Here is a 22194-nt window from a genome sequence, read left to right as displayed (position 1 = left end):
TCAGGGTAGGCGCCTCGGCGCCACCCCTTGCGGGCCCCCACGCTGAATCTCGCTAAGCCATGTCCGACTTTGCTCTCGTTCGCCAACCGGTTTTCGGTGGAACCGGCTCCCTGCTCGGGTACGACATCCGGTTTCACGAGACCGAAGGGGCGGGTTCCTTCGCGCAGAGCTTCCTGAACGGCACCTTCGACCTGGTGCGCAATCGCCTCCCGGCGTTCGTGTCCGCCACGCGGGACCAGTTGCTTGGCGATGCGTTTCTGGTGGCAGAGCCCGGGTCGGTCATCGTCATGCTCCCCGCCTGGCTCACGCCTGACACGGAGGTCAACGAGGCCCTCGAGCGCCTGCGCGCCGCCGGCGCCCAGCTGGCGATCGACGAGGTGGGGGCGGAGCCCGTGCCCGCCGAGGCGTTCCTGCCCTTGGTACAGTGGGTGCGCGTGGATTCGCGCAGTGGCGATCCGGCCACGGTCAACGCCATTTGCGATCGCCTCACGGCGCAGGGGTCGTCGCTGCGACTTGTGGCGGCGCACGTGGAGGAGCTCGACCAGTACGAAGCCACCCTCGAACGCGGCTTTGACGGCTTCCAGGGCACCTTCTTCAGCCGCCCCGAGCCGCTCCCCACGGCCGACATGCCACAGAGCACCGTGGCCGCCATGCGTCTCATGGGGCTCGCGCGTGATCAGACGGTCAGCGATCGCCAGCTCGAGGACGTGATTGCCACCGACCCGGTGCTCACCTTCCAGCTGATCCGTCTGGTGAACAGTGCCGCGCTGGGCGGGCGTGGGGTGGCGAGCATCGGTCAGGCGCTGCGCCTCACTGGCCGCAGCGCGTTCCTCCGGTGGCTGGCCGTCGCCGTGGCCGCCGCGCGCAAGTGCACGAGCGGCGTGGACCAGGAGCTCGTCCGGCAGGCCGTGGAACGCGGGCGCCTGTGCGAACAGCTGGTGGGCAGCCGCCGCGACGCCGGGACGCTCTTCCTCGTGGGCCTGTTCTCATTGCTCGACGCGGTCTTCCGCATGCCGCTGGCGGATATCCTCGAGCGGGTGGCGCTCAGTGCCGAAGCCAACGAGGCGCTCATCGATCGCACCGGCCCCTATGCCGACGCGATCAACTTTGCGGAATCGTACGAGTTGGGGCTGTTCGAGAACGCCTCGGAGATCGCGCGGGAGATGGGCGTGGACCCGGCGAAGGTGGGCGAGTTCTACACCAATGCCATCACGTGGGCGGCGCAAGCCCTGGGCGCATCGCTGGAGAGTCAGGCGGCGGCGCCGGTCAAGAAGGCCAGCTGACCCACGGTCCGCTGGTCTCCCCCGGTCTGCAACCCACCACCCCGTACGTCGGGAGCGGTTCGCACACACGCCGCATTTCCGGAGCGCGCTGTATTTCGTAGCGAAGCGCATCGGCCAGCAATTGCGTGAACGTACGCCCCGTGCGCATCGCGTGAGCCTGCGCCTGCGCCTGCGACTGCAGCAACAGCTCGTCGGGGAGCCTTACGGTGGTGCGCGACATACCGAACATTGCCCGCTGACATACGGTATGTCAGTCATTCACGGTGCCTCGCGCCACGCCTCCCACATCGCCTTGCCCACGGCGCCGGCGAGAACGATGCCAATGCGGGTCGCCACGAAAACCTGCCCCTGGCGGGCATCCGCCCGCTCCGGGCGCCACGCCAGACTGATGGCGCTGGCGCCCACCACCGCGCCGAGAAACGGTACGTTGGGTCGCGCCTCCCCGGCCGCGTTCTGCGCCACGAAACGGTCGTGCACCGCGCACCGCGTGGTCGCGACGACACGTCGGCCAAACGGATGCCCGCGCCGTGCTGCCAGGCAGGGCGAGCGCACGGCGTGCCACGGCACCAGCGCGCCAATGCCGGCGTGGAGTGACTCCTCCGCCACCGCAAATCCGGCCTGATCGCCCAGCCGAGCCCCGTAGCCCCGCCACGTGCGCGGCCATCCTGCCGGCAGGCCGATGGCCTGATTCCACGTTGCGGCCGCCACGCTTGCGGCCGCGATGATCGCGTACTTGCCGCCCGGCGAGGCCGTGGTGTCACCCGGCGCGCCCACATGCTCGGCACGATCGGCACGCTCCGGGCCCTGGGCCGTGGCCGCCCGCGGCGCGCCGGCCGCACCAGCCCACGCGAGCGCGGCAAGGGCCCACCGCGCGCCGCTCATTGCACCCTCGCCGGCGGCAACGTCTGCACCTGTCCCCTATACGGCTGCGGGGCGCCGGCGGTGAGCGCCAGCCGCACCCGTTCTGCCTGCGTGGCGTTCACCTCGAAGAGCACCGCGATCATGTTCGCCGAGCGAATCGCCTCGTACGGGGCCGTTGGCCACTTGCCGATGGTGTCGCCGGGGGGCGTGAGCCTGAGCTTGCCGAGCGACTCGGTAGCCTTCGCGCCGGCCAGCGAGTCGGCAAAGAAGAACGCCACCAGCTTCGCCGTCTTGCCGATCTTGTAGCGCGTCCCCGGCTGCGGGAAATACGGCACGGTGATGGTGTCCAGCACCTTGATCCCCATCCCCGCCTTGTTGATGCGGTCCTCCAGATGGCAGCCCCGCCACTGACCATCGCGCGGGCACAGGGAATCGCTGGGCGTGAGCGGCCGCGGCACCGGCGTGGTGTTTGCCACCGGAGCGTTCTCCGGCGCAGGGGCATCGCTGCACGCGGCCAACATGACGCAAGGCAAGGACAGCGCGGGCAGAAGGCGACGAAGAGGCATACCGGAGAATAGCACCTCCACCGCCGCCCGTCATCGCATCACCCCGTCATGGCGACGTGCTCCATGTCGTCCACGAACCAGCGCGAGCGACGGCGCACCACCGCCACCCCCTCGGCCTGGAGACGCGCCGCCTGTCGCTCGGGGCCTCCGGGCAGCTTGTCCAGCAGCGCCCCGTTCTCCGAGACGACGCGCCACACGGGCACCTCACCGGCCCGCGCCTCTTCCAACGCGGCCTCGGCCACGATGCGCAGGAAGATGCCGGTGGTAATGGGACAGGTGTAGTCGGCGCCGAACCGCCGAGCCAGGCGCGCACGCAGCTGTGGCGCCGTGATCACGCGTCCTTCCGGCACGCTGGCCAGTTCGTCCTGCACCGCCAACGGTGAGGCGATGAGCATGCGTCCGGGCGGATAGCTGCTGCCTTTCGCGTCCGTGAGCGTTTTCACGTGCGGTGCCGGTGCCCCATCGCGCTTGGCCACGGCACTGCGCGCACGCGTCGATCGCGTGGAAGGATGAGCAGGACGAGTGGACATGGTCGGTATCGGTCTCCCTCAAGCCAAACGGACGCAGACGTCCGTGCGCAGGTCATCGGGTGCGGCCGACCCGAACGGCACGACGTACCGCTCGACGACCGGTTCGTTGGCCAGATTCCACCCCTGACGCGGCAACCACCGCCCGAGCAGCGCGACATAACTGTCGAGGATGGTATCGTATGAGCCCGCGTGCACCAGTACCGCGTAGGTACCACCATCAATGGTACGCGCCACCACCCCCGGCGGCAGGGTGGGCAGCACCGTGGACGCATCGAGCTCCACGGCGGCATCGTAGCGGCAGTGTTCGGGCGCCGTGATCTCGGGGTCGTCGTATACGAGTCCCAGGGTGGGACGATCGAGTCGCACCCCCGGGACACCAACGGCCACGCCCATCAGCTGCTCCCAGGCCGGCGCGCACGCGTCGTACGGGCCCGTGAAACGGCACGTGAGCAGTCGGCGCGGGGGCTCGACGCGGCGCTCTGCCGACACGACGGCAACGTCGCTCGCCGCGCGCTGCTGGTCGCGATACTCCCGGGGCGGTACGCCGAAGTGGGCGCGGAACGCACGTGTAAACGCCTCGTGACTGTCGTACCCGTGCGCAAAGGCCGTCGCCGACACCTCGCCACCCACGTGGCGCAGACGAAACGCCGCGCGCTCGAGTCGCTGGCGGCGGATGTACTGCATGACTGATTCGCCGATCATGCCGCGGAAGACGCGGTGGAAGTGATGCAGCGAGAATCCGGCAACGGTCGCCAGGGCGGCGGGGTCGAGATCGCCGTCCAGATTTCCGTGAATGGCATCGAGAACGCGCAGGATCCGGTCTGCCCAGCTGGTCTGTGTCATGTACCGAGTATGGGGCAGGAACGGGTCGTCTGCTTGACCGCCCGTGCTCTGCCGTTGACGGAACGGGGGCGCACCGGTGAATTCCCCCCATGTCACCCCATCAGGCCGGACTCCGGCATCTCACGGCCCAGTCGGGCGGACGCGCGCTCCCGCTCATCGCCCTGTATCCCACGGACGCGCCCGAGCAGCCGCAGGCGCTTGGCCCCTACACCGTGCGCGCGGCCGCCGATGCACCGGTACGGGCCGGGGTGCACCCGGTCGTGCTCATCAGCCATGGCAACAACGGGTCGCCGCTGACCCACCGCGACACCGCCACCTACCTCGCGCGCCACGGCTTCGTGGTGCTGCTCCCCGAGCATGTGGGCAACAGCCGCAGCGATACGTCGCTCGACGGCACCATCGAGCGGCTCCGGGTCCGCCCGCAGCAGGTGCACGATGCCTTCGCGGCGCTGCAGCACGACGACGAGCTCGGGGCCCATGTCGACCCGCACTGGCGGGCCATCGTGGGGCATTCCATTGGCGCCTGCACCGCGCTGGCCGCCGCCGGCGGCGCGCCCGTGAACACGCCCTTCGATACGCCCCTCGAGGCGCCACGGCGGCTGGAGGTGACCCACACGCCGGGGCTCCGGGCGCTGGTGCTGCTCGCCCCCGCCGCGGGGTGGTTCATGCCCCCCGCCAGCCTGCACGAGGTGACCGTGCCCGTGCTGCTGCTGCGCGGCGAGGCCGATACCGTCACCCCCGCCTTCCATGCGGACATCATCCGCGACGCCCTCCCCCCCAACGCGCCGCTCCACGAGGAGGTGGTGCCGGGCGCCGGGCACTTCAGCTTTCAGACGCCCTTCCCGCCGGCGCTGGTCTCCCCCGCCTTCCCGCCAGCCCACGACCCCCCGGGCTTCGACCGCGCCACCTACCACGGACAGCTCAACCGGCAGATCGCGGCCTTTCTGGAGCCGCTGCAGCGCCCGTACATCTGACTTGATGGACCTTGGGCCGGCACGATTCGGCCTTGTTTCGGTGCAACTGGGCATTCTTGCCCTGTGACACCACCATCGTGCACAAGCTGCACAGGCCGTGGCGCGTTGATGCCGTCATCCATTGGATTTCGGGCCGAATGTGGTGATATTTCTGCAATCCACGCACGAAATCGGTGACAGCCTGTGCGCTGTCACCTGTCCCCATACCACGCCCCGCCATGTCCAACAACAACAACTCGCGCATCGTCGCCCTGCGCGAGATCTCGCACCGCGCCCCGCGCCACACCCCGCGCCCCGAAGAGAACGGCGTTCAGCTGCCCACCAGCGCCTGGTTCGGCATGAACACCTTCGGCCTGCGCCAGATGCGCGCGAAGATGCCCAAGGACGTGTACAAGAAGCTCGCGGCCTCCATCCGTCTCGGCAAAAAGCTCGACTCCGACATCGCCCCGGTCGTGGCGCAGGTCATCAAGGAGTGGGCGATCTCCCGCGGGGTGACCCACTTCACGCACTGGTTCCAGCCGCAGACCGGCCTTACCGCCGAAAAGCACGACGCCTTCCTCACCTTCGACGAGAACGGCCTCCCCATCGAGACCTTCTCGGGGGAGCAGCTCATCCAGTCGGAGCCCGACGCCTCGTCCTTCCCGTCGGGCGGCCTGCGCGCCACCTGGGAAGCACGCGGCTACACCGCCTGGAACCCCGCCTCGCCGGTGTTCATCAGCGAAACCGGGGGGGTCAAGTACCTCTGCATCCCGTCGGTCTTCATCGGCTACAACGGCGAAGCGCTCGATGAAATGACCCCGCTGCTCCGCAGCTGCGACGTGCTCTCCGCGCGCGCCACGGAGCTGCTGGGGCTCATCGGCGACACCGGCGTGCTGCGCGTGATCACCACGCTGGGTGTGGAGCAGGAGTTCTTCATGATCGACCGCAGCCATTTTGCGCTGCGCCCCGACCTCGTGATGGCCGGCCGCACCCTCGTGGGCTCGCCGCCGCCACGTGGCCAGCAGCTCGAAGACCACTACTTCGGGGGCATCCCCGAGCGCGTGCAGGCGTGCATCAGTGAAGTGGAAACGGAGCTCTACAAGCTCGGCGTGCCCATCACCACGCGTCACAACGAAGTCGCGCCCAGCCAGTTCGAAATGGCGCCGTACTTCGAGGACAGCGAAGTGGCGGTCGACCACAACCACCTGGTGATGGCGATTCTGCGCAAGGTCGCGCTGCGGCATGGCCTGCAGGCGCTCGTGCACGAAAAGCCGTTCGCCGGCATCAACGGATCGGGCAAGCACTGCAACTGGTCCATGGCCATCGCCGCCGACAATCAGCTCGACGGCACCAACCTGCTCAAGCCGGGCAAGACGCCGCACCAGAACATCCGCTTCCTGCTCTTCCTGGCGGCGGTGCTCAAGGGCGTGCACAAGCACGCCGGGCTGCTGCGCGCCGGCATTGCCGTGACCGGCAACGAACACCGCCTCGGCGCCAACGAAGCGCCGCCGGCCATCATCTCGGCGTTCCTCGGCAGCGGCCTTACGCAAGTGGTGGAAGACATCGCCGCCGGCAAGACGTCGCCCACCAACGCCGAGCAGGCCATGCTCAAACTGGGCGTGGCCAAGCTGCCCGAGGTGGAGCAGGACAACACCGATCGCAACCGCACGTCGCCCTTCGCCTTCACCGGTGCCAAGTTCGAATTCCGCGCCGTGGGCGCGTCGCAGAGCATCGCCTTCCCGGTCATGCTGCTGCAGGCCGCGGTGGCCGAGGCCATTGGTGAACTCGTGGACGAGCTGAAGAAGGAAATCACGACGGCCAAGAGCACCGACGACGCCGCGCTCACCGTGGTGCGCAAGGCGTTCAAGGAAACCGCCGCCGTGCGCTTCGAGGGCAACAACTACTCCGACGAGTGGGTGGTGGAAGCCAATCGCCGCGGGCTGCTCAACCTGCGTCGCACCCCCGAAGCGCTCGCGCAGCTGCTGAGCGACGGCGCCAAGGCGCTCTTCGACAACACCGGCATCCTCACGCAGGTCGAGCTCGAAAGCCGCTACCACGTGCGTCTCGAGCGCTACGTGAAGGACATCCTCATCGAGCTGCATACGCTGCAGCAGATCGTGGATACGCAGGTGCTGCCGGCCGCCTACGCCTATCTCGGGCAGCTGGCGGGCGCGGCTGGCCAGGGGGCGTCGGCGGGGATCAACATGCAGCCCATCATCAACGCGGCCAACGCCACGTCGAAGCTGGTGACCACCCTGCAGACCAAGCGGGCCGAGCTGGCCAAGGTGACGGCCAAGGCCGAGCATCTGCACGACGACCTCGCCGCGCAGGGCGTGTATCTCACCACGACTGCGTGCGACACGATGGCCGAGGTGCGTGAGGCGAGCGATGCGCTGGAGCTGACGATTGCCGACGACCAGTGGCCGCTGCCGCGCTACCGCGAGATGCTGTTCCCGGTCTGACCATGGTGCATGCCTGATGCTCCGGGCTGAACAACAGACGGGGGACGGCAGGAATGACAGAGGGCAGACTGGAGTGATACCGTAGAACGATTCGGGGGCGACCGCGGTGCGGCGCCCCCGTTGTCGTACTCCCTACCGGCCAGCCCGCACGAGCACCGACCGTTGGCGGCTCGTCACGCGAAACGACGACACGGGCGCCCCCTGCTCGCCGTTGGGGCCCGTGCCGCGCGTCTCGCGTACTGCGGTGCGCCGCCAGGCGAGGAGATCCTGCACGAGCGTGTCCCCCCGCACCTCGGTGCGGTTCTCGATGACCTGCTCGCCCACCTGGAAGACACTCACCAGCATGCCCCCGACAAACTGCTCGTCCAGCACGATGCCGTTGTTTTCGTCGGTGGCGTAGCGGCCGGCCGCCGCGTCGATGGTGCGCAACACGTAGTCCTTCACGTTGCGCGTGCTGTCGTTCGCGTACACGTGCCGCCAGCGATAGGCCCCGGCTTCAGCGAGCGGCGCAATGGTGAGCGTGACCGGCACCGTGAACTTCACGCTGTCCACGGCGCCGTAGGTGGTGAGCACCCCGCGCCACGTGCCGGTCCACGCCTCGGGCGAGGAGGCACGCGCCGGCGCCGGTGCTGCGGATTGCGCCATGACCGACCGTAACGGCATCACCGGCGCGGCCACGAGCAGGGTACCGGCCAGCCAGACGCGGCGCACCCATGCGATCTCGCGGAGGAATGATGGCCACCGTTGCGGTGGGGCGATGGCACCGGTCACAGTCATGGTCACAGAAGGGCGTGAGGCGCAGGGGAGGAGAGAGCAACGGGCTCCTCAAGCATGGGCGCCAACCGCCAGCGACGACAGGGGAGCGTCAGGCGGGTTCTCCCCTTGCCAGACCTCCCCTGCCCTTGTGCTCGCCGTGTCAGCTCCGCCCGTGCTGCAGGCGCGTCCGCTGACGTCGCAGCGCAAGCGCGGCCGCCCCCGCCGCAACCAGCGCCAGCGACGACGGTTCGGGGACCGCGGCCCGAGGAACATCAATGCGACGCACCAGACCGGGGTTGCTGGAGGAGCCCACGAACAGGGTACTGTTGTCCACCGCGTGTAGCCGCCCCAACGGGTCGTTCGTGCCGCTCGCGACCGCGCGCCACGAGGTCCCGTCGAAGTGGCGCAGCATCCCGTTTACACCGCTCACCCACACGTCCGCATCGCTGTACGCCCACACGCTGAGGATGTCGTTCGTGGTACCCATATCCACCGAGTTCCAGGTCGCGCCATTCCCACGCCAGACTTGCCCCCCGTTCCCTACGGCCCACCAGGAGGCACCGCTGTAGTGGACCGAGTTGAGCGCGGTGGCGGCAATGTTCACACGGCTGAAGGCTGCTCCATCCCACCGATACAACCCACCCCGTCCGACGATGTACGCATCACTCGCGGAGCGCCCCCAGATCGTCTCGAGCCGATCGATATTGAAGGCGCTCGACAGCCCCGTGGGGGCCTCGAGAAACGTCGTGCCATCGGGGCTGTAGAAGAAGCGACCGTCTCCGGCGACCAGCACACTCCCATCATCGCCGGCCCATAGCCCCACCAGCTCGGTGGAGGCCGTAAAGACGGGCGACCAGGTGGCCGAGGCGTTTCGGCGCAGCAGTGCGCCGGACTGGTACCCCAGCTGCCCTGAGGAATACATCGTGCCGGTCGCCGTACCAAACACGGTGTACCGATTGAAGCCGGTGGTGACCGTTTCCGAGGTCCACGTGGTACCGTCGAAGCGGGCAATGCCGCGCACTCCTCCGGCGGCCCACACGTTGTTCGGACTCGTACCCCACGTGGCAAAGGAATTGTCGAACGGCAGGGCGGGGAGCAGCGTCACCGTCTGCGCCCGCGCCGCCGGTGCGAGGCTGGCAAGCAGGAGGAGTGCACTCGGGAATACCAGGCGCATCTTGTGGAACGTCATGATGGACCCGCTGGGACGGAGACGGCGCATACGGACCTCGAGAGAAGGAAGACTTGCACACTGTGGGCGCATGCTGGCGTCCCACCGTCTGCCGGCCGTCTGCTGTTCGTCCGTGAGACGGGGGAGAGACGCCGTCAGCCGAGTGTCTCACTCGCACTCACCCAAATTCTTCGACGGCAATGACGCAGGCCCCTTCCATTGAGGCGGTAGACACGGCCCCCGCGCCGGCATTCCTGCTTCGCACCTTCGGCACACTGGAGCTCTGTCGCCGCGATGCGGACACGGGTACCACGCCGCTGCTGCAAAAGGGGAAGCCGCTGGCGCTCCTGGCCTATTGCAGCGCCGAACGCCGGCGCCCCCATTCCCGGGAGACGCTGAGTGCCCTGCTCTGGGCCGACGCCGCCCCGGAGCGCGCCCGGCACAACATCCGTCAGGCCCTCTGGCGCCTCCGCCGGGTGCTCGGCGACCTCCTCCAGACGCGCGACGACGCCGTCACGGGCGTGGCGGCGGCGGTGGTCACCGACCGGGAGCTGTTTCTGGACGCCGTGGCCCGCCAGGACCATGCCGAAGCGCTCCGCCTGTATGCCGGTCCCTTCCTCGACGGCGTGTCGCTGCCGGGGGGAGACGAGTTCGAGGACTGGGCCGCCAGCGAGCGAGGGCGCCTTGAAGACACGCTGATTCGTGCGGTGGAGCAGGCCATGCGTGCCGAGCCCTCGCGCATCCGCCCCTCCGAGCGCCGGAGGGTCGCAGAAGCGCTCGTCGCCCGTGCTCCGGACGCCGTCGACGCACACCGCCTCGCGATTCAACTCCACCTCGACAGCGACGACGCGGTTAACGCAAGACGCGGAGCCGATCAGCTCGAAGCGCTGGCGGCTCGGGAGGGGCGGCCCCTTTCGGCCACCATGCAGACCCTCGTGGCGCGCACCCGCGAGCACCACCCGCCAGTCGACGCCGACGACGACTTCGTGCTGGACATGGTCGGTCGCGATGAGCCGTTCGGTGATGCCATGGCGGCGTGGGCGCGCGTCAAACGTGGCGAGTGCCGCGTACTGCTGTACACCGGGGTGGCCGGCGTCGGCAAGACACGGCTGCTGCACGCCCTGGCCGATCGGTTCAGGGGACGCAGCAGTTGCGTGCTCGTTGTTCGCGCCCATCCCGGAGAACAGGCGCTGCTCTGGAGCTTCCTTGTATCGCTGGTGCGAGCACTGGCCATGCAGCCCGGGGCCGCAGGCATCGGGAGCGAGAGCGCCCGTGAACTGGTGCGCCTGGATCCGGGGTTGGCGGGCCGCTTCCCGGCCAACAGCGCAGCAACCTCACCTGCCGAGCTGACCGACAGCACCCCACGTCGGGCGCTGGCGCTGCTGGATCTGGTGCACGCCGTGGCCGAGCAACAGCCGCTGGCGCTGTTGGTCGATGACCTGCACTGGATGGACGAGGCGTCGCGACAGGCGCTGTCGTTCGCGCTGACCCGCGTAGCCGACGTCCCACTGCTGGTGGCGGGGACGGCACGCTCCGGTGCCCCGCTGATCGAGCATCCCTCGCTCCAGACACACCTCCTCACGCCGCTGGATCATGATGCCGTCATCGACGCCATCCGCAGTGCCGGGACGTGGCCAGCGGGCCCTGTCGTGGAGCAGTTCATGCGTACGCTGGCCGACTCCTGCGCCGGCATTCCGCTCACGCTGGTCGAGCGTCTGGCGCTCGCGCTGGAGACGGGAGTGCTGCACAGGCGGGAGGGTACGTGGTCTGCGCCGTCCTGGCCCCAGGCGATACACGAGATTGCCTACGCTTCGCCGATTCTCCGTCGCCTGCGCAGTTGCACACCGGAAGAGCGGGCCCTGCTGCTCATGCTCACCGTAGCGGGAACCCCGGTGGCGCCGGAACTGCTGGGCAGTTCCCCCGAGGAGCGGACGCTGTTGCGCCACCTTGACGCCAAGGGCTTCGTACGAAGGGAGAGCGGGTTCTGGCTCCCCACCCATGACGTCATTGGCGAGCAGCTCCGCGCCGATGCGGGTGAGGCAGCCATTCGACACGCACACGCGCGATTGGCCACGGCCCTCGAGCAGTCACAGTTTACGGACCGACTCGCCCTCGCCGTGCGCCACTTCTCCCTGGCAGGTGACCTGGCGACCGCGGGCACGGTGTTCACCCGCCTCGTCGCCCGCGCCCGCGCGCGGCACGATCATCGCCGTGTGCACGACCTGCTGACCGATCTCGTGGGGCAGCTGCCCGAAGCGGATGCCGCCCTGATAATCGCGCGCGTCCCGTGGTATCACCGGGTGGACCGAGTCGGCACGCGGGTACTGGCGGGCGCTGCGGCTCTGCTGACGATAGTCATGGGAACCGTGGCCTGGCGGATGTACCACCAGCCGGCCCTGCAAGTCGAGCAGGCGAGCATGGCCACCACCGCCGCTCGACTCTTCGGTGAGTCGGCCGTTCGGCTCGTTCCCTCGCCTGTCGTCCGCATCGCCTCACGCACCGATGTGGTCGATGGGGAGGTGCGCGTACGCGCGCTCGACGGCTCGGCGCGGATACTGGGCGGCGACCGGGTGACCACGCGCGCGGGTGTTGCGCGCTTCGGCGGTTTGCGCCTCGTCCCGAACGCACCCGTCATGCGGCTGCAATTCGAAGGCGGCGGCGCGACGCCGACGATCATGACCATTCGTTCCGACGCACCAGGACCCGACGGCAAGTCCAACATCGCCCAGTTGCGCCTTGTGGAAGGGCGACTGACTGCCGGCGTCAGGTCGGTGTTCGTTCGTGGCGACCGGGCGCGCATCGAGGTCCCGCCCGCCGCGTTGCTCGATGGAGTGCTGCAGGTGGAGTACTCGTCGCCTTGGGCCGCGGCGTCGGTGTGGTTGTCCATGACGCCCACGTGGGGCGACCCGCGCACGGTGGGGCGCGAGCTCATGCCGCTCGCGACACCCGTCCGTTGGGACGTCATCGACGTGCCCATCACGGTGCAGACACCATCAACGGCGGGCACGTACTGGCTCTTGGTTGTCATCGGCGCAGAGCCCAGCGGGGGATTCCTGCTCTCCGGGACCAATTGGACCGTGGGCGCTCCCGTGTGGGGGGACGGCAACGATCTCGCAACGTTGCCCGATTCGGTCATCCGCGCCGCACGCGATGCCGGCACGGTGTCGATCGCCATGGCGTATCGCGCCGTCTGGCCATGGCAATGCACACCACATCCCGACGCCATGCTCAAGCTGTGCGTCGGCAAGGTCGGCCTGCTCGCGATCGAGGTGGTGGTGAAGTAGGGGCGGCGGCGCTTCGTGCACGCCCGGAGCCGCTCACGCCCCCGCCGCCAGGAATGGCGCCCGCGCAAACGTGTAGCGCTCCCGCTCTCCCGAGCGATCGCTCCACACAAACTCCACTGCCGCGGGAGTAGCCGTGCAGTGCCAACGCCGAAAGTGCTGCGGTTTTGCCGCCCGAAATGCGGCTGGCCTACACGCGCCCACGTTGAGCCAGGCCGCCGTCTCACGCACGTCTCACCGGCGTCTGACAGCGCGCGAGCGCACGGGTGGTCACCGGAGCGTCCGACCGAGACGTGCACGAGACGGACCAACTTGAGTTTGTGAGATGATCCCTACGCCTGCGCATCCTAAGCGATCATCCAGTACGGATTGTCCCTGTGCATGACGTCTTGAACTCAGCGGTCCGGGTCCACTTTCGCGCCCTCGCCAGCATGGGCCGCGCGTTGGTCCCTGTCGCTCTTCTCATGCTATGCACTGCGCCTCCGAGAACGCTGTCGGCGCAGTCGACCGCCGACTCCCTGCGGTTTGCCGGAGTTGGCTACTTGGGAGATGCCGCGACAGTGGATTCGCTCTTTCCGTTGGCGAGCTCACTTGAGCGCATGGCCGAAGCGGGAGGTCAGTCCTTGAGCAATCGTCTCCTGACCGCGCTCCGTCGCGCGGGCGTACCCGTCACCATTGGCCTCGCCGATCGAGCCGGCCTCGCCCTCGCCCTGGCCTTTGACGAGGAGTATCGCTCTGTGGAGGCGGTGCAGGGGGTGGGCTTCAAGATAGTAACCACCCTGAGCGCGCAGCTGCTCACCATCGACTTCCGCGATGGATTCGCGACCGTACTCTCGGCCCTGCCATCGGTCGTGGAGTACGTGGATGTGCAACAGGCACGTCCCGGACCGTCGTATACTCAACGTGTTGCGGACGCGATCCTTCCTGCCTTCATGTCGGAGGACGCGACGGGGCAGTTTGCGACGCTTGCCAGAGGCTTCGCCGCACTGCCCGCGCCCGGCAGCGCGATCTGCCGCGTGCAATTGGGAGAGGTCTCGTTTGATTCAGTGACCACGCGCCTGGCGAGTCCGAGATTTGGCACGGACACCGCTCGACTTCGCGCCGCGCTTGCCCGCGAGGCGGCCCGAACCTGGGTCACCGCCGCGCGTCAGCCGCTCTTGCCGACTCGCAGCTCGCAGGTGCAGGGGCAGATGCAGACACGCTTTGCCAATGGCGACATCTACCGACTGCGCGTTCCGGAGCCGGACTATGTGCTGGCGATCGACAACCTCGCCGCTCGCCGACAAGTCGCCGGACAGAACGCCGCCCTTCGCGTCGATGCGGTCGGCCTGCAGCTCGAAGCGCGCGTTACCGTACCTGGAAGTCCGACACCGCTCGTCCGCGGCGTCTATCGCCACGTGACTCTCGATACCATCCCGCAGCTGCGCACCGACACGGACACATGGTCGGGGCTCGTCAACTCCCTTGCGGGCCTGACTGCCAAGCTCGCAATCGCATCACGCAGCCATGACCAGCGATGGTTCGATTCGGCCGATGTGACGCGAAGCAGCTTCCCTTCACTTCCGGCCTGGATCAACAAATGCGCACCCTGAAAGGTACCTTGCGCGGCGTGGTTCCCTCTGTGGTGCTGCCCGTGCTGCTCCCTCTGGCCGTCGAAGCACAGGTCACGAGCGAACGCGGCACAGCCACCGCTCCGTTCAACGGTCCGCCGATCTGCAGCACAGGGAAGGCCGTGGCCAAGGGGAAGCAACTGTTGCCGGAATGCCTGCAGCCCACGGCCACCGAACTGCGCGACCTTCAACGACGGGCCGCCCTGAATGCGCTGGAGCGCTTCGCCGCGCGTGATGGCGAAGCCACGCAGCGGAGTTTTGAACGCGTCCGGGACTCCGCATCAGCGCGCTTCGATCAGCTAGTCGTTGGTGTCCTCGAACTAAGCCGCACCATCGACTCCACGACACGGCAGGTCACGATCAACGTCCGCGCCGACATCAGCGAGGCGAAGCTGCGGGATCTGTTGCGCGCCACGTCCGCGGTGGCCAGTGCACCGACGACCGAGAGATCGCTGATGGGCATGTTCATGTTGGCGCGTTCTCAACGCAGCACGACGCGGTTCGACAGCGAGCGTCGAACGAACAGCAGCGCCTCCACCACCTCCACCAGCGCGAACACCGCCGACTCGACACGCGCGGTACGCGAGGCGGATTCGCTCAAGGGGGGCGTCGTAGCCCTCGACGAACGCATCCAGAGCAGCCAAAAGGTGAATACCGCCACTCAGACCAACAGCGGCAACGTCACCACTGGGTCCTCGATGACGCGAGCCAACCAGGACGAGTACTCCGTTGCACCAGCGCAGGATCTCGAGTCAGCGATCGGAAGCCGGCTGAATGTCGCCGGTTATGAGCCCGTCGAGGGGGCCCTGCTTGAGGATGACAGCAAGCCTGCCCTGCTTGAAACGATCCGTGCCGACTTCGGCGCCGGCGATGACCTCAGGGCGACCACGCTGCGGCGCATGCTCGGGGCCGCGCAGGCGCAGGAGGTTCGCTACGTGCTCGTCGGTTTTGTCGAAGCAGGACTGCCCACTACCGACGCAGTCTCCGGCAGTCAGCGCGTCAACGCCAAAGTCTCCGCGAAGGTCTACGACCTCTCCGGGCGATTGCCCCGCACCGTCGTCACTGTGGGCCCTGCAGTCCACGCCGGACTCGGTCCCGACGCGAACACTGCACGGACCAACGCCATCAAGTCGGCAGCCGACGAAACGGCTCGCGCGGTAATCAACCAGCTCAGCAACAGGCAAGTAAAGTAAGCCGTCTTTCCCCTCTTTCCGTGTATCTACCATGCGAATCACCCGAGTTCTCCAGATCACCACGCTGCTCGCCACGACGTCCTCGCCCGTGTTCGCCCAGGACGATCTCGACGTGAAGCTCAACGACATGTACAGGATGACGTACGTCGAGGCCATGCCCAGGCTCCTCGAGGCGACGGCCAAGCTGAAGGAAGCGACCGGCCACAAGGACGAAGCGGCAAAGGTGCGCGCCGCGGCGGCCGATCTTGCGAAAGGTGGGGACAAGCCCAACCCGGACCTGACGAAAACGGTCATGACACTGCAATCGGAAGCGAGCAAGTCACTGGCGGATGATCTCACGGCCGGAACAGCGAAAGTCAGTGCCGACCAGATGCAGGCGTTCATCGACGGCGTCGTGAGCTACTTCGAGGGGACGGTCAAGACCGGCGAAGCCGCGCAACTCATTCCCGACCTGTCTAAGGCGCTCAGTGCGTTCCAGATGCCCAAGAATCCGATGGCGGCCAGAAAAGCCATGAGTACCGTCGGCGCTGCCAAGGCCCTTGTGGACAACGTCCCGGTGCTGTTGAGCAGCAACCTGCAGACGACCAAGGCGCTGAAGGCCTACGTCACCGCCAACAGGATCAAGGTACCGACGGAAGTCCTGAACATGAACTTCCCCGGCAAATAATGCGGCGTCTTGTGAGCCTCGTCCTCGTGATGACCACCGCCTGCGCCGGCGCGACCGAGGACGAGGCACAGGCGATACTGCCCGAATCACCATCGGCGACAAGACAGGAGCTGGTGGGCGGTATCGAGAACGTTGAAGTGAAGGCCACAGGCAACGGTCGCACCCGTGAAGAGGCAATTCGTGATGCCACGTTGCGTGCGGTAGAGCAGGTGCATGGCCGGGCGATCTCACTCGTGACGGTGAGCCAGGAGGTTGCGTCGATCGACATGAGCCAGAGCCTAGAGTCGAATGGAGCACGGACCCTGGCGCAACAGTCGGCGCGCATCACCGAGGGTGGGCGCAGGCTCATGGAGTCCACGGCCGGCATGGTCACGAGCATCGTGGTCGAGCAGGGCGTGGAGAATCGTGGAGCCTGGGAGGTCCGGATCTCCGCCAAGATCGCCAAGTATGTACCGCCAACGGTGTCGAAGCCGACGGTCGTTGTTGGTACGCCGCGCGGTGTCGACGCGACGGGCCCCGAGGCTGGTGCACTGCGGGATCGAATTGCCTCGACCATCGTGACGTCGGGAGAGTTCGCCGTTCTGGACCGATCGTCCAACTCGGACGTCGTGGCGGAGATGGACTTTGCGTCATCCGACAACGTGGCAGCGACGGAAGCGCTCAAGCGCAATCAGGCTAGAATTGCCGACTTTGTGGTGCAACTCAGCGTCGCGGCATTGACCGTGAAGCGGCAGGCACGCCGGATGCGAACGACGGATCGGCAGATCGTGCAGTACTCGGGTGCGGCTGAGGTGGATTACAAGGTCGTTCACGTCGCATCCCGACAGGTACTCGCCGCGGGCAAGGGCACGGCTCAGCGTCAGTCGGAGGAAGCGCTGCAGGATGACGTTGATGCCGAGCAGTGGAAGCGCGAGATGCTCGAGGAGATCTCGGACAAGCTGTCGACTGAGATCACGGCGGCACTGGGACGCTCGTCGAACGGGGCAGGGCGTCCATGACGCCTCTCAGCCGAACGCGAAGCATACCCCGCGCGATTGGCAAGACGATTTCCGCGCAGCCAAGCGTGGAGTTATCTGGACGCATCGAAGGCATCCAGCAATTGGCAAATCAGACTACGGCCCAGGTTGTTCTCGAGGCCGTCGATTGCTGGACGCACCTGCCACCGGAGGCACACGATGCCCTCCGGCGACAGGAGGCCGCTGGCGGTATTCATACGATATGCGGGCTGATGGCGCGAATCCGTGATGAGCGCCTCAGCACGTCCCAGCACGCGACGGAATAGCTGATCGGTGGGCAGTGTCGCCGTAGGGAGGAGCATCTCCGCGAAGCGACGCCGGAACGAGGCTGGCGATCGCCGTCGCCAGATCGCAGGGCACCATGCCCAGACGTCATCAGCCGTCGTGACGGAGATGCGCCGCAAAGGGGGATCGCGTGGGCGCCGATAGACGGCCTCGCAGTGCATGCAGATACTGGATGACGTCGACGATCCCCTCTACCGTGACGCAGCGATCGCTGGAGCCTCGCGGTCGCGACATGCGACGCCGTGGTAGAACACGAAGGTGTGGTCTTTCCGGCGCGCCCCATGCCCAGCCTTAGGTCCATGGTCGAATACCGTGGTCGGGTCGTTACACCCCTCCTGGTGCCATTCCCGCTCCGGTTCGGCGGCATCGAGTTTCGATTCCGGGTGCGCAGCGAGCACGACAGTCCCGCGCTCGTCGCGCTCTTCCGCCTCAACTACGTCCGCCTGCGCCGCACCGCCACTCCGCCCCGCCTCCGCGCCATGGCTGGGCACGCCGCGGCTCCTCGGCGATCGCACGGCAGACGATCTACCGGCGTAGGACGGACTGACGACTGACAATTCGCACTACACACTGCGAACGCCCCGCGAACGGCAGGGAGTTCGCCGTTCGCAGTAACGGTTTTCGGTCGTCAGTCTTTCCCCTCACCCCACGGCACTATCCCTGCACTGTCGCGCAGTGAACCCTCTGCCCAACGGTGCCGTGACGCTCGATCCCAACGACCCGCTCTCCCGCGGCTACCCGCGCCCCGAACTCGAACGCGAGGGGTGGGTCTCGCTCGACGGGCCGTGGGACTTCGCCGTGGACCCCGACGCGGAATGGTCCATCCCCAGCCATGTCCGCTGGACCGAGACCATCGTGGTGCCCTTCGCCCCCGAAACCGCCGCCAGCGGCGTCAGCCACACCGACTTCTTCCGCTCCTGCTGGTATCGCCGCACCGTCGACGTTCCCGTGCTGCAGGAGGGCCAGCGCCTCCTTCTGCACTTCGGGGCGGTGGACTACAGCGCCGTGGTGTGGGTGAACGGCCACCCCGCCGGATTCCACGAGGGCGGCTACACCCCCGTCACCATCGACATCACCTGGTTCGTGCACAGCGACGAGCGCGCCATCGTGGTCGTGCGCTGCGAAGACGATCCGCACGACCTCGCCAAGCCGCGTGGCACGCAGGACTGGCAGAAGGAACCGCACAGCATCTGGTATCCACGCACCACCGGCATCTGGCAGACCGTGTGGCTGGAGTGCGTCCCCGGTACCTGGATCGGCAACGTGCGCTGGACCAGCAACCTCGAGCGCTACGAAATCGGCGTCGAGGCCTGGTGTCACGGCACCCGGCGCGATGGGCTGCGGCTCAACGTGAAGCTGAGCATCGAGGACAAGGTGCTCGCCGATGACACCTACACGGTCATCGCCGGCGAGGTGCACCGCCGCAGTGCCCTCAGCGACCCGGGCATCGACGACTTTCGCAACGAGATGCTGTGGTGCCGCAGCTGCTGCAGCAGGTGGGGCCGGCCGGCCGCCTGCTCACCCTCGAGGGATACGAACACCGCGGGCAGCCGCTCATGGTGACCGAGTGCGGCGGCATTGCGTTCGCCTCCGACGAGCGGTACACGTGGGGCTACTCACGCTCCATCAGCGCCCCCGAGTTTGCCGAGCGCTACGACGCGCTCATCGGCACGCTGCACCGCCTGCCACTGCTCGCCGGCTTCTGCTACACGCAATTCGCCGACACGTACCAGGAAGCCAACGGCCTGCTCTTCGCCGATCGCACCCCCAAGATCCCCATCGAGGCAATCCACGCCGCCACCGCCGGCAAGGTGGACGCGCGCATGCAGGCGCTGGGGCTGTCCAGCACGGAGCATCTCGTCTGAGAGCCCGCTAGCCCTCGCCGCGGCCCAGCCGAGCCTCGTCCTTCTGCTTGGCCGCCATCAGCTGCGTCACGAAACGCTGCCCTTCGCTGATGCGCTCCACCTCCACGGCCACCGTGTCGATGGCCTGCTCCATGCGCTCCATGCGGCGCGTGGCCTCGAGGATCTCCGGCGTGAGCTTGGGCTGACGCGCGCGAATGAGCATGGCGCGCGCCGCAGCAATGGCCAGCGGCATGAGCACCGTGAGCGTGCCCACGATGGAAATGCCGGTCAGCTGGCTCGCCGTGAACGGACCGTAGCGCACCGGCGCTTCCGCTGCCTCGGCCGCCGCCAGCGCCAACGGCGCCGCGGCCAGCGCCCGCCCGTTGGCGGCGATCTCCTGCTCGATCTGCACGATGCGCGCATCGAGCACCTTGAGCCGCGCCTCGAGCCCCGGCCGGGTCGTTTCGTTGGCTTTGAGCAGGTCGCGCTCCACCCCCTTGCGGCGGTTCACCGCGCTTTCGATCTGGCGCGACAGCTCCGAGCGCTTGGCGCGCAGCGCTTCCACCTCGGCGGCCGTGCGCGGCTGCGCCACGGTAATGGCTTCGCCAGTGCCGACATCGATGGCCACCGGCTGCGCCCCGGCTGGCGCGCCGGGCGCCTCCGGGGGTGCGGGTGGCGCGGGAGGTTGAATCCAAGACATACTGCAACCTACGTGATCAGCGCGGGTCCGGTTACACCCGTGCCCTCGAACACCGACTCTTCCGGGTTCGGCATGACCAGTCTGCAGGAACTCCCCGATCTTCGCACGGCGGCCCCGTGGCTCGACGCCGCCGCCGCCATGGCCCCGCAGGTGGTGCGCTGGCGCCGCCACCTCCACCAGCACCCGGAAGTGGCCTTCCACGAGGTCGACACCAGTCGCTTCATTGCCGACACGCTCGCCCACGTGCCGGGGCTTGTCATCACCCGTCCCACCCCCACGAGCGTCGTGGCCGAGCTGCGCGGCGCGCGGCCGGGGCCCACCATTGCCGTGCGCGCCGATATCGATGCCCTCCCCATTCACGAGGAGAACGAGCACGCCTATCGCAGCACCCGCGCCGGCGCCATGCACGCCTGCGGCCACGACGGGCATACCGCCATCGCGCTGGGGCTGGCCACGCTGCTCGCGCAGCACGTGGCGCAACTGCCCGGCACGGTGCGCTTCATCTTTCAGCACGCCGAAGAGCTGTCTCCCGGCGGCGCCGAATCGCTGGTGCAGCTGGGCGTGATGGACGGGGTGCGTCAGGTCATCGGCCTGCACCTCTGGGCCCCCATGCCCGTGGGCCGCATTGGCATTCTGGCCGGCCCCGCCATGGCGGCCCCCGACAACTTCCAGTGCACCATCACCGGGAAGGGCGGGCATGCCGCCATTCCCCACGAGTGTGTCGATCCCATTGCCATTGGCGCCCAGGTGGTCACGGCGCTGCAGCAGGTCGTCACGCGCACCGTGGACCCGCTCGACCCGATGGTGCTCTCGGTCACGCAGTTCATCGCCGGTAGCGCGTTCAATGTGATCCCCAACAGCGCCTACCTCGCCGGTACGGTGCGCACCTTCGAACCCACGCTGCGCGACAGCGTGCCGGCCACCATGGAGCGCGTCATTCGCGGCATTGCCGAAGCGTTCGGGGCCACGGTCGCCTTTCACTACGAGCGCGGCTATCGCCCCGTCGTGAACGACCGCGCCCTGGCCGAGCGACTGCACCAGGTGGTGGCACGCACGTTCGGGGCAGACACGCTCGTCGACCTGCGCCCCACCATGGGCGGCGAGGATTTCTCCGCCTATCAGCAGCGCGCGCCCGGCGTCTTTGCCTTCGTGGGCGCCGGCAACGTGGAGACGGGCATCGTGCACCCGCACCACCATCCGCGGTTCGACGTGGACGAACGCGCCCTCGATATGGGGCTGCGCTACCTCACGGCGGCCACGATCGACCTGCTCTCCGACGCCTGACGGTGCGCGCGCCCCGCTGCTGCTGTTGTGCCTGCGTCAGCCCACCGCGCGCGGAAATCCGCGGGTATCGCGGAGCGCCTCGGCCACACACACACGGTAGCCGTCGGGGTCTTCCAGCTCGAACTCCACGGTGCCGCTGAGCATGACCTCGGGACCGCGCACCAGCGGTGTACGCCGGCGCGCATGATCGAGCAGGCTGGTGAGTTCATCGCCTGATAGCCGGATGTACACATCCCACTCGTAGGAGCCCCGCGTTTTGGTGAGCGGCGCCACGGCGCGGCGCAGCATCAGTTCGGTGGCATCCCGACGCAGGATGCACGACTCGAACGGCGGCGCACTCGGCGACGGCTCCGGCGCGAACCCGAGGTTCGCCGTATACCAGGCAATGCTGCGCTCCACATCGGACACTCGCAGCACGGGCACAATGGCAACAAACTGAGGCATACCCGAAGAACACCGGAACGGGGGGATTTGTTGCCTGTCGGCGCCGCGGGCGCGGGACGCGGGCGGTCCGGACCGACACACGGAGTGGCGGGCGGAAACGACGGACAGCAACTACGCGCGATCGAGGACGCGTTGGCACGGACGCGTTGGCACTTACGCGTTGGCAGGAACGCGTTGGCACCGACGCGGGCACCGACGCGGGCACCGACGCGGGCACCGACGCGGGCACCGACGCGGGTAATTGCGCGGAGCGGTCGACCGTGGTTGCCGCGTGGGGGCAACGCGTTGCTTCTCGCGTTATTGCCCGCGTTGCTCCGCGCGTTATTGCCCGCGTTGCTCCGCGTCGGTGCCAACGCGTCTCCGCCAACGCGTTCCTGCCAACGCGTCCGTGCCAACGCGTCCCCGGTCCTCCGTTGTTGCCAACACGCCGGTCCTCCGTTGTTGCCCA

Annotated in this window: 20 protein-coding genes; 11 read left to right on the top strand and 9 right to left on the bottom strand. The window is 67.8% G+C overall.

The window, feature by feature from the left end; genetic code table 11:
- The first annotated feature begins 59 nt into the window (after positions 1-59).
- On the top strand, positions 60-1283 hold the full coding sequence (locus O9271_RS04290) for an HDOD domain-containing protein (protein ID WP_298266382.1): 1224 nt from the start codon (positions 60-62) through the stop codon (positions 1281-1283).
- A gap of 258 nt (positions 1284-1541) precedes the next feature.
- Here O9271_RS04290 and O9271_RS04285 read toward each other — a convergent pair whose 3' ends face one another.
- From O9271_RS04285 to O9271_RS04270, 4 genes are all read right to left on the bottom strand, one after another.
- Positions 1542-2165: a hypothetical protein gene (locus O9271_RS04285; protein ID WP_298266381.1), complete on the bottom strand. Its 624-nt coding sequence runs from the start codon at positions 2163-2165 to the stop codon at positions 1542-1544.
- Positions 2162-2620: a hypothetical protein gene (locus O9271_RS04280; protein ID WP_298266380.1), complete on the bottom strand. Its 459-nt coding sequence runs from the start codon at positions 2618-2620 to the stop codon at positions 2162-2164. Before O9271_RS04280 ends, O9271_RS04285 begins: the two co-directional genes overlap by 4 nt.
- A 128-nt stretch (positions 2621-2748) precedes the next feature.
- Entirely contained in the window at positions 2749-3240 is a 492-nt protein-coding gene (locus O9271_RS04275; protein ID WP_298266379.1) for an MGMT family protein, read from the bottom strand.
- An 18-nt stretch (positions 3241-3258) separates the two neighbouring features.
- Positions 3259-4083 carry an AraC family transcriptional regulator gene (locus O9271_RS04270; protein ID WP_298266378.1) on the bottom strand — a complete coding sequence of 275 codons (825 nt, stop codon included), beginning with the start codon at positions 4081-4083 and terminating at the stop codon, positions 3259-3261.
- A gap of 89 nt (positions 4084-4172) precedes the next feature.
- On the opposite strand from O9271_RS04270, the gene O9271_RS04265 reads away from it, so the two are divergent.
- Together O9271_RS04265 and O9271_RS04260 are read left to right on the top strand one after the other, a co-directional pair.
- Positions 4173-5057, top strand: coding sequence for an alpha/beta fold hydrolase (locus O9271_RS04265; RefSeq protein WP_298266377.1), 885 nt, complete (start codon positions 4173-4175; stop codon positions 5055-5057).
- Between the two features lie 218 nt (positions 5058-5275).
- Positions 5276-7498, top strand: coding sequence for a glutamine synthetase III (locus O9271_RS04260; RefSeq protein WP_298266376.1), 2223 nt, complete (start codon positions 5276-5278; stop codon positions 7496-7498).
- Positions 7499-7630: 132 nt separating this feature from the next.
- Here the strand turns inward: O9271_RS04260 and O9271_RS04255 are convergent, their stop codons facing one another.
- Both O9271_RS04255 and O9271_RS04250 read right to left on the bottom strand, forming a co-directional pair.
- Entirely contained in the window at positions 7631-8275 is a 645-nt protein-coding gene (locus O9271_RS04255) for a hypothetical protein (protein WP_298266375.1), read from the bottom strand.
- 139 nt (positions 8276-8414) lie between these two features.
- Positions 8415-9473 (bottom strand): PEP-CTERM sorting domain-containing protein, encoded by a 1059-nt coding sequence (locus O9271_RS04250; protein ID WP_298266374.1) that lies wholly within the window; start codon positions 9471-9473, stop codon positions 8415-8417.
- Positions 9474-9622: 149 nt separating this feature from the next.
- Between O9271_RS04250 and O9271_RS04245 the strand changes: the two genes are divergently transcribed.
- The 5 genes from O9271_RS04245 to O9271_RS04225 all read left to right on the top strand — a co-directional run bounded on the left by O9271_RS04245 (position 9623) and on the right by O9271_RS04225 (position 17171).
- The gene (locus O9271_RS04245) at positions 9623-12706 is read left to right on the top strand and encodes an AAA family ATPase (protein WP_298266373.1); all 3084 of its coding nucleotides are present in this window, start codon (positions 9623-9625) and stop codon (positions 12704-12706) included.
- A 557-nt stretch (positions 12707-13263) separates the two neighbouring features.
- Positions 13264-14295, top strand: a complete 1032-nt coding sequence (locus O9271_RS04240; RefSeq protein WP_298266372.1) for a hypothetical protein — start codon at positions 13264-13266, stop codon at positions 14293-14295.
- On the top strand, positions 14283-15506 hold the full coding sequence (locus O9271_RS04235) for a hypothetical protein (protein WP_298266371.1): 1224 nt from the start codon (positions 14283-14285) through the stop codon (positions 15504-15506). Before O9271_RS04240 ends, O9271_RS04235 begins: the two co-directional genes overlap by 13 nt.
- A gap of 31 nt (positions 15507-15537) precedes the next feature.
- Positions 15538-16173: a hypothetical protein gene (locus O9271_RS04230; protein ID WP_298266370.1), complete on the top strand. Its 636-nt coding sequence runs from the start codon at positions 15538-15540 to the stop codon at positions 16171-16173.
- A gap of 26 nt (positions 16174-16199) precedes the next feature.
- Positions 16200-17171 carry a hypothetical protein gene (locus O9271_RS04225; RefSeq protein WP_298266369.1) on the top strand — a complete coding sequence of 324 codons (972 nt, stop codon included), beginning with the start codon at positions 16200-16202 and terminating at the stop codon, positions 17169-17171.
- 71 nt (positions 17172-17242) lie between these two features.
- On the opposite strand, the gene O9271_RS04220 is transcribed toward O9271_RS04225, so the two are convergent.
- Positions 17243-17491, bottom strand: coding sequence for a hypothetical protein (locus O9271_RS04220; RefSeq protein WP_298266368.1), 249 nt, complete (start codon positions 17489-17491; stop codon positions 17243-17245).
- Positions 17492-18149: 658 nt separating this feature from the next.
- Between O9271_RS04220 and O9271_RS04215 the strand changes: the two genes are divergently transcribed.
- Together O9271_RS04215 and O9271_RS04210 are read left to right on the top strand one after the other, a co-directional pair.
- Positions 18150-19037, top strand: a complete 888-nt coding sequence (locus O9271_RS04215) for a sugar-binding domain-containing protein (protein ID WP_298266367.1) — start codon at positions 18150-18152, stop codon at positions 19035-19037.
- The gene (locus tag O9271_RS04210; protein ID WP_298266366.1) at positions 18950-19339 is read left to right on the top strand and encodes a hypothetical protein; all 390 of its coding nucleotides are present in this window, start codon (positions 18950-18952) and stop codon (positions 19337-19339) included. The genes O9271_RS04215 and O9271_RS04210 overlap by 88 nt, the downstream gene beginning before the upstream one ends.
- A 7-nt stretch (positions 19340-19346) precedes the next feature.
- Here the strand turns inward: O9271_RS04210 and O9271_RS04205 are convergent, their stop codons facing one another.
- On the bottom strand, positions 19347-20018 hold the full coding sequence (locus tag O9271_RS04205) for a hypothetical protein (RefSeq protein WP_298266365.1): 672 nt from the start codon (positions 20016-20018) through the stop codon (positions 19347-19349).
- A 138-nt stretch (positions 20019-20156) separates the two neighbouring features.
- On the opposite strand from O9271_RS04205, the gene O9271_RS04200 reads away from it, so the two are divergent.
- Complete coding sequence (locus O9271_RS04200; protein WP_343213869.1) at positions 20157-21302, top strand: amidohydrolase; 1146 nt, start codon at positions 20157-20159, stop codon at positions 21300-21302.
- Positions 21303-21338: 36 nt separating this feature from the next.
- Here the strand turns inward: O9271_RS04200 and O9271_RS04195 are convergent, their stop codons facing one another.
- Positions 21339-21746, bottom strand: coding sequence for a VOC family protein (locus tag O9271_RS04195; RefSeq protein WP_298266363.1), 408 nt, complete (start codon positions 21744-21746; stop codon positions 21339-21341).
- Positions 21747-22194: the final 448 nt, after the last annotated feature.

The sequence above is a fragment of the Gemmatimonas sp. genome, assembly GCF_027531815.1.
GTDB lineage: Bacteria > Gemmatimonadota > Gemmatimonadetes > Gemmatimonadales > Gemmatimonadaceae > Gemmatimonas.
The sequence above is the reverse complement of the archived record's forward strand: the minus strand, read 5'-3'. Positions and strand labels throughout refer to the sequence as shown.

What these genes read in the sequence shown, in the direction of transcription:
- O9271_RS04290 (WP_298266382.1), top strand. Translation starts at nt 60, where the DNA reads ATGTCCGACTTTGCTCTCGTTCGCCAACCGGTTTTCGGTGGAACCGGC.
- O9271_RS04285 (WP_298266381.1), bottom strand. Translation starts at nt 2,165, where the DNA reads ATGAGCGGCGCGCGGTGGGCCCTTGCCGCGCTCGCGTGGGCTGGTGCG.
- O9271_RS04275 (WP_298266379.1), bottom strand. Translation starts at nt 3,240, where the DNA reads ATGTCCACTCGTCCTGCTCATCCTTCCACGCGATCGACGCGTGCGCGC.
- O9271_RS04270 (WP_298266378.1), bottom strand. Translation starts at nt 4,083, where the DNA reads ATGACACAGACCAGCTGGGCAGACCGGATCCTGCGCGTTCTCGATGCC.
- O9271_RS04265 (WP_298266377.1), top strand. Translation starts at nt 4,173, where the DNA reads ATGTCACCCCATCAGGCCGGACTCCGGCATCTCACGGCCCAGTCGGGC.
- O9271_RS04260 (WP_298266376.1), top strand. Translation starts at nt 5,276, where the DNA reads ATGTCCAACAACAACAACTCGCGCATCGTCGCCCTGCGCGAGATCTCG.
- O9271_RS04255 (WP_298266375.1), bottom strand. Translation starts at nt 8,275, where the DNA reads ATGACTGTGACCGGTGCCATCGCCCCACCGCAACGGTGGCCATCATTC.
- O9271_RS04250 (WP_298266374.1), bottom strand. Translation starts at nt 9,473, where the DNA reads ATGCGCCGTCTCCGTCCCAGCGGGTCCATCATGACGTTCCACAAGATG.
- O9271_RS04245 (WP_298266373.1), top strand. Translation starts at nt 9,623, where the DNA reads ATGACGCAGGCCCCTTCCATTGAGGCGGTAGACACGGCCCCCGCGCCG.
- O9271_RS04235 (WP_298266371.1), top strand. Translation starts at nt 14,283, where the DNA reads ATGCGCACCCTGAAAGGTACCTTGCGCGGCGTGGTTCCCTCTGTGGTG.
- O9271_RS04230 (WP_298266370.1), top strand. Translation starts at nt 15,538, where the DNA reads ATGCGAATCACCCGAGTTCTCCAGATCACCACGCTGCTCGCCACGACG.
- O9271_RS04220 (WP_298266368.1), bottom strand. Translation starts at nt 17,491, where the DNA reads ATGCTCCTCCCTACGGCGACACTGCCCACCGATCAGCTATTCCGTCGC.
- O9271_RS04205 (WP_298266365.1), bottom strand. Translation starts at nt 20,018, where the DNA reads ATGTCTTGGATTCAACCTCCCGCGCCACCCGCACCCCCGGAGGCGCCC.
- O9271_RS04200 (WP_343213869.1), top strand. Translation starts at nt 20,157, where the DNA reads ATGGCCCCGCAGGTGGTGCGCTGGCGCCGCCACCTCCACCAGCACCCG.
- O9271_RS04195 (WP_298266363.1), bottom strand. Translation starts at nt 21,746, where the DNA reads ATGCCTCAGTTTGTTGCCATTGTGCCCGTGCTGCGAGTGTCCGATGTG.